Origin of the sequence: Streptomyces solincola (assembly GCF_002982015.1) — a bacterium.
Taxonomy (GTDB): domain Bacteria; phylum Actinomycetota; class Actinomycetes; order Streptomycetales; family Streptomycetaceae; genus Streptomyces; species Streptomyces solincola.
This window is the reverse complement of sequence record NZ_PVLV01000572.1, coordinates 1-2,746: the sequence shown is the minus strand read 5'-3', so window position 1 is coordinate 2,746 and position 2,746 is coordinate 1. Positions and strand designations below refer to the sequence as shown.

Below are 2,746 nucleotides of genomic sequence, written 5' to 3'. Positions count from 1 at the left end.
CGCCGTCCCCGCCGCCCGAGCAGCCGGCCGCCAGCAGGGCGGCGACGGCGAGGACGGCGGCGGGCCGGGCGGCGCGGAGCATCATGCGTCCCATGGTGCGCCCGTGCGCGGTGTGGCGCTCACGCCCGCCGCCAAGCGAGTGGCCCCCGCCCGGCGCCGGGCCGTCGCCCACCCGCCGCCGCACCACCCGGTCCGCTCAGAGGCTGCCCTTGCGGGTCAGCGAGTTGAACGACAGCCAGCCCGGCAGCACCGGCAGCCACAGCGTCATCACCCGGTACAGCAGCACGGCGGGCGTGGCGACCTCCGCCGGGAGGTTGCCCACCCCCACCAGGCCGGCGATCAGCGCGCCCTCGACCGCGCCCACACCGCCCGGCGTCGGCGCGGCCGACCCCAGCGCGTTGCCGGCCAGGAAGACGACCGCCAGGATCGCGTAGCTCACCGGCTGCTCACCGTTGGAGAACGCCCGCACCGACGCGTCCAGGCACAGCACGAACGCACCGGTCAGCAGCAGCATGCCGCTGATCCCGGTGAGCAGTTTCACCGGCCGTTGCAGCACGTCCAGCATCCGGGGCACCACCCCGGCGAACAGCGACCGCAGCCGGGTGGTGACGAACTTGCGCAGACCGGGGATCGCCGTGACCACCAGCGCCAGCACGGCCACCGTCAGCAGACCGGCGATCACCGTCCTGGACGGGGTGAAGTCCTGCGTCTTCTCGGTGCCGGACAGGTAGCCGAAGGACAGCAGCAGCAGGATGTGCGCGCCGAGCCCGAACAACTGGGAGGCGCCCACACTGGCCACCGCCAGCCCCGGCCGCACCCCCGACCGCTGGAGGAAGCGGGTGTTCAGCGCCACCCCGCCGACCGCCGCCGGGGCGACGATCTTCACGAACGACCCCGCCACCTGCGCGATCACCGTCCGCCCGAACGGCACCCGCTCCGGGACGAAGCCCAGCAGGCTCATCGCCGCCGCGACGTAGCTCGCCGCCGAGAACAGCAGCGCCACGACCACCCAGGCCCAGTCCGCCTCGGCGAACGTGGACAGCGACAGCGGGGACTGCGAGATCGACGACAGCAGGAAGTACACCGCGATGGCGCCGGCGATCAGGCTGATCAGCGTCCGCGGCTTGATCCGCTCCAGCCGCACCGGCTCCACCGGCGCCTGCGGCCGGATCAGCAGCACCTGCTGGCGGATCTGCACCAGCAGATCCTCCTCGCGGGCCTCGTCCATCGCCTCGTCCAGCGCGCGCTTCTCGGCCTGCTTGTGCTCCTTGGCCGCCTTGCGCTCCGCCTTGCCCACCGGCTCGCCGCGGTGCTCGGCGTGCCGGGCGTGCTCCTCCACCCGGGCCTGCTTGTCCGCCTGCGAGGCGGCCAGCACCGCCTCCCGCTCCCGGTGCGCCCGCTCCCGCGCCAGCCGGCGCAGCGTCGCCCGGGTCGAGCGGCTCAACGCGATCGGCTGGAGCAGCGGCAGGCAGTCGGCGACCTTGTCCGGGCCCAGCGCGGCCACCGCCGCGGCCACCGCCCGCTCGGCGCCCACCCGCAGCCCCAGCGTCGTCAGCAACTGCGCGACGTCCATCCGCAGCACCAGATCCCCGGCGGCGATCTCCCCGCCCCGCAGATCGGTCAGGATCACCCTGCCGGAACGATCCACCAGCAGCGCGTCCCCGGTCAGCCTGCGATGCGCGATACGCCGCGACTGAAGCGCCTTCACCTGCATCCAGGCGCCCCGCACCACCTCGTCGGTGATCTCCTTGTCCTCCAGCGCGTCCAGCGAACGGCCGCCCACGTGCTCGTACACCAGCATCACGGCGTCCGGACCCAGCTCGGAGGTCGCGATCAGCTTCGGCGCGTTCGCGCCCGCCGCGATCGCCGCGTACGCCAGCAGCGCCTCCTGCTCCAGCGCCTGCCGCAGCGACTGCAACGACCGCCGGGTGGTGATCCCGCGCAGCGTCAGCCGCCGCCACACCCGGTAGAAGAAGCCGTGCGCCTGCTGCTCGCGGTCCACCACCGTCACATCCAGCGGCGGGCCCTCCTCCAGGGTGACGAGGTAGCGGCGGCCCCGGTCGGCCTCCACGCCGTCCGGCAGATCCTCCGCCCGTATGGCGCCCACCGGCCGGAACCCGACGTGGCGCAGACCCGCCAGCAGCGTCTGCCCGGTCGGCCGCACGTTCGGCGACCCGACCGCGTACACCGTGCCGTAGGCCACCGTCCAGCCGATCAGGATGGTCAGCGCGATGGAGAACGGCGTGGTGTAGCCGGCCACCAGCATCGCGAACGCGTCCAGCAGCAGCACCATCCACAGCACCACCCGCCAGCGCGGGCGGCGCGCCATGCCCACCGCCGTCATGTAGGCGATCACCGGCGCCAGATAGCCGTGCACCGGATCGGACAGCCCGCCCCCCGCCTGCGGCTGGGTCAGCGCCTCCTGGATGGTCTCCGGCGCCACCCGCGCCACCCACAGGTCGGTGGCCAGGGTCACGCCGTGCGCCAGCACCGCGGCCAGCACACCGTCCGCGATCCGCAGCCCGTCCCGCTTGACCAGCCGCTCGATCGCGAACGCCACCGGCACCAGCAGCACCGCGATGCTCGACGCCAGCCCCGCCAACTGCACGAACACGTCCGGGGCCTGCCCGGTACGCCGGGTGATGTCCGCCTCCAGACCGGAGGTGGTGTTGTGCGCGAAGGCCGCGATCGCGATCACCACGGCGATCGCGGCCTTCGCGCACAACACCACCTCCGGTCTGGAGGC

1 protein-coding gene is annotated in these 2,746 nt (G+C 73.7%); it reads right to left on the bottom strand.

The features are described from left to right. Positions 1-196: 196 nt before the first annotated feature. Positions 197-2,746: lysylphosphatidylglycerol synthase domain-containing protein (locus C6N75_RS27355; protein ID WP_105871552.1), on the bottom strand; the 2,550-nt coding region annotated here is incomplete at its 5' end.